Origin of the sequence: Bullifex sp. (assembly GCF_034103065.1) — a bacterium.
Classification (GTDB): domain Bacteria; phylum Spirochaetota; class Spirochaetia; order Sphaerochaetales; family Sphaerochaetaceae; genus Bullifex.
Genome location: NZ_JAXEGN010000180.1, coordinates 1 through 3,284, shown reverse-complemented (window position 1 = coordinate 3,284; position 3,284 = coordinate 1). Strand labels below are relative to the sequence as shown.

General features: G+C 35.1%; 3 protein-coding genes. All 3 read right to left on the bottom strand.

The annotated features are described in order from the left end of the window. A partial coding sequence (gene htpG / locus SOY52_RS06970; RefSeq protein ID WP_320848239.1) for a molecular chaperone HtpG occupies positions 1-974 on the bottom strand: 974 nt, incomplete at its 3' end. 108 nt (positions 975-1,082) lie between these two features. Further along, the gene (locus SOY52_RS06965; RefSeq protein WP_154425064.1) at positions 1,083-1,718 is read right to left on the bottom strand and encodes an RpiB/LacA/LacB family sugar-phosphate isomerase; all 636 of its coding nucleotides are present in this window, start codon (positions 1,716-1,718) and stop codon (positions 1,083-1,085) included. A gap of 477 nt (positions 1,719-2,195) precedes the next feature. Continuing rightward, on the bottom strand, positions 2,196-3,284 hold a 1,089-nt coding region (locus tag SOY52_RS06960; protein ID WP_320848238.1), incomplete at its 5' end, for a hypothetical protein.

Below are 3,284 nucleotides of genomic sequence, written 5' to 3'. Positions count from 1 at the left end.
CTTAGATATGTTGGGAGTAGCTGCTTATCATCATCTGTAATATAAACGCGCTTAACATAGAGCTTTACACCACTTCTGTAATCAGCATAGTTCATATCAAATGGAGCCTTAGCTGGGATATAGAAAAGAGTTGTATACTCGGTAGCACCCTCTGCATGAGTATGTAAATAGAATAAAGGATCCTCCTGGTCGAAGTAGTTGTTCTTATAGAACTCCTTATACTCCTCATCCTTAATAGAGGACTTATTTCTAGTCCAAAGAGCAGAAGCACTATTTACCTGCTCTCTCTTATGCTCACTCTTCTTTATTGGGTTTCCCTCACTATCCTTTTCCTCTGTATAGCTCTCCTGGTCATACTCAAGGTAGATTGGGTAAGCAACGTGGTCAGAGTACTTCTTTATTAAGCTATCTAGACGATAGCGATTTGCATATTCTTCGCCCTCTTCATTAAGGTGTAGGATAATAGTAGAGCCCTGCTCTGCTCTTTCAGCAGGATCGATAGAATAAGAGCTCTTACCCTCGCTATACCATCTAAAGGCTTCATTGCTACCAGCCTTCTTACTGATAACCTCAACAGAAGAAGCAACCATAAATGCAGAATAGAAGCCAACACCAAATTGACCAATTAAATTTGAATCCTTCTTAGCTTCCTCAGTTAGAGTTGCAAGGAATTTCTTTGTGCCAGATGATGCAATGGTACCAAGGTTATCATTTAAATCCTTTTCATCCATACCGATACCATTATCACTAATAGTAAGTGTCTTTGCGTTACTATCAAATGTGATATTGATACAAGGATCAAAGCTAAAGCCCTTAAGTGGACCATCGACTAGAGAAAGATACTTAAGCTTATCAATTGCATCTGATGAATTGCTAATAAGCTCCCTTAAAAAGATTTCTTTGTTAGAATAGAGTGAGTGAATAATAAGATTTAAAAGGTCACTCACCTCAGTTTTAAATTGTTTTTTTGACATTTCTTCACCTCAAACAATTGTGGATACATCGCAATAAGATAATATCAACAATTAATATCGACAAGGGGCAAAAGAAAAACCCAGGCTTAAATACCTGGGCTATATTCATTAGCAAAGAGAAAGAACTAAATCCTTTAGCTCGCCCTCTTGAGCATCTCTTGAGAAGTACTCCTTAAAGTGCTCTCCTGAGAAGGTCTCCTTAACAAAGTCTTGGTCTAGATTCTTTACGATATATTTAATATCTGTATGTGTAACAGTCTTAACTTGGTCAAGAATCTTCTTATTTCTCTGCTCAGGAACAACTCTATCCTTAGGATAGCCGCCACCACCTGGAGCTACAAATAATTGCTCGAAGATATTCTTTAATCTAAGCTCTGCTCCCCAGCCCATACCCTTTGCATATGGAATTGCGATAGCATTACCATCATTGATCTGCATAAAAAGGTAAGCATCCTCAGGGTCTACTACATGGCCACATAAAGTTGCAGGGAATGAATTGAGTGCAAGCATTGCGCCTTCACCAGTACCACATCCTGTAACAATGAAATCAACTGCCTTAGAATTTAGAAGAACAGATGAAAGTAAACCTGCCTTAACATATGTGATCTGACATTCATCCTTAGATGAATACATTCCATAGTTAACTACCTCATGACCATATTTTTCTGCAACTTCCTTTAAGCATTCATAAACAAGAGGATTCTTATCCCCCTGACTATTTTCCATAACAAGTCCGATTCTCATAATTCCATCCTTAATATTTTTTCTAATATTACCATAATAATAGCATCATTTGGGTATAAAAAAACCACTAGATACTCATTCTCTAGTGGCAACCTCCTTGATCCCGAACCAACGGGATACAAATGAAGAGCTGCTAATTAATCATACTCTTCAAAATTCCTCATTAGTTATTATCACATGGATTTTCTAATCTGCAAAGTAAAATTTTAGAAAATTTCGTCGAATGAAAAGTTAAATGCAACTTTGTAAGGGAAAATGCAATAGGAAAAAGTAAATGCAACTATAAATCAAATAACTAAAGCAATTTCTTATAAAAAAATAAGCAAATTAGTTGTATAATAAAGCTGATTTTATAAAACTTCAAAAGGAAAGAGCATAACGAAGCGCAGGCGTGAAGAATTTAAAATTTTTGGTAAATTAAATGCAACCGTCTGTAATTAGTGTTTTTTTCTTGAGGTTCCTGCGGTTGTAGATTAATTACTTAGCAAGTAATTTAGGTGTTAAATTAGCATCTTTAGGAGAAACTAAAACGCCACCTAATTTATTGAAAGTATCTTCACCGTAAATTGTAATAAATAACTGAGAAGCTGTTTTGTCAAAGTATTGCTGGCGGGGTATTGCAGCTACATGACCGAAAGCTTTTTGAATATCGTCCTGAGAGAAACTATTTAGGCTAGTTCCTTTTGGGACGATTCTTCTAAAATCTGCATGACATCTTTCAACTTCAGGCTTTTGGTTGCTATTCATAGGGTCACAATAAAATACATGAGTCAATTGTCTTTTCCCATCTAAACTCATTTCAATAGCTTTGGGATCAGAAAACTCAGAACCTCTATCTGTGAGTATCACCGGGAATAATTTAGCAAATAAGTCTTCTCCAAGAGTTATTTTTAAATTATTAAAAATAGCAATGACTGAAGATGAAGAATTCGAATCTCTTAGAAACCCAAACATCATAGAACAAGAAGTAAACAAAAGTGTAAGGCAGACTTTTTCTCCTATACCTTTTTTACCTTCAACCGAATCCATCTCTACTACTGGAAGATAGATATTATTACCTTCTTTCATAAAAGCTAAATAATCATCATAGGTTCTTCCAACTCTGCAAGATTTATCCACTTTTATATATTGATTGGAATTCTTTTTTCTCTTCCTATATCTTACTTTCCTTGGTAAATCTAAGTTTATTACACCAGGAATAACACCAAGAGCTATATAATTGTAGATAGTCTTTTCAGAATAACCTATTGTATCTTCTCCTCCATTAGCGATTACTATGTGGTGTATGCTTTGTCCTTTTTTTGTTCCTTCTTTAAAGATTGCTGCAAGTTTTGAAGCTTCCTCTTCAGATATAGTAACACCATTCCTTAATTCCTTAAGTTGATTACGATATACTCTATCTGCAACATCTGCTTTGTAAATTATTTTAGGTAACTTACAAGTGTTGTATGAAGAACATCCTGTACATACGTATGGTGGCTTTTCTAAGTTAGAACAAATCTCTTTTTTATAAGATGGACAATCTTCAGAATTACAATGTTCTCTACATCCTTTACAAATAGGTCT

Coding starts and splice junctions, on each gene's coding strand:
- SOY52_RS06965 (WP_154425064.1), bottom strand. CDS start 1,718: ATGAGAATCGGACTTGTTATGGAAAATAGTCAGGGGGATAAGAATCCT.